This is a genomic window from Bacillus sp. SIMBA_074 (assembly GCF_046534555.1).
Lineage (GTDB): Bacteria > Bacillota > Bacilli > Bacillales > Bacillaceae_G > Bacillus_A > Bacillus_A mycoides.
Genome location: NZ_JAWRYM010000531.1, coordinates 1 through 271, shown reverse-complemented (window position 1 = coordinate 271; position 271 = coordinate 1). Strand labels below are relative to the sequence as shown.

1 protein-coding gene and 1 pseudogene are annotated in these 271 nt (G+C 44.6%); both read right to left on the bottom strand.

What is annotated here, in order from left to right; genetic code table 11:
- A pseudogene (locus tag SB773_RS31855) lies at nt 1–112 on the bottom strand (porphobilinogen synthase); the annotation flags it as partial.
- An 18-nt stretch (nt 113–130) separates the two neighbouring features.
- Nucleotides 131–262 carry a uroporphyrinogen-III synthase gene (locus tag SB773_RS31850; RefSeq protein ID WP_410594326.1) on the bottom strand — a complete coding sequence of 44 codons (132 nt, stop codon included), beginning with the start codon at nt 260–262 and terminating at the stop codon, nt 131–133.
- Nucleotides 263–271: the final 9 nt, after the last annotated feature.

Below are 271 nucleotides of genomic sequence, written 5' to 3'. Positions count from 1 at the left end.
CGAAGATCGGATAGATCAAATCCTCTTTATGCAATTGTGTTTCACGGACTAAAGCCCTCATGCCAGCACTTGCACGCAAGCGACGGTGGCGATTGAATGGAATGTTTTTCATTTTGAAGTTCCTCCCTTGTTATTTCTTTTTGCTTATGAAGCGTATTAAATCCGCAACCATGGCATCCGTCGTATAAACATCTGGACAAACATCGACGTTTAGCCCATTTTTTTCAGCCGTTTTAGCGGCAATCGGCCCGATGCATGCGATGATGATCCG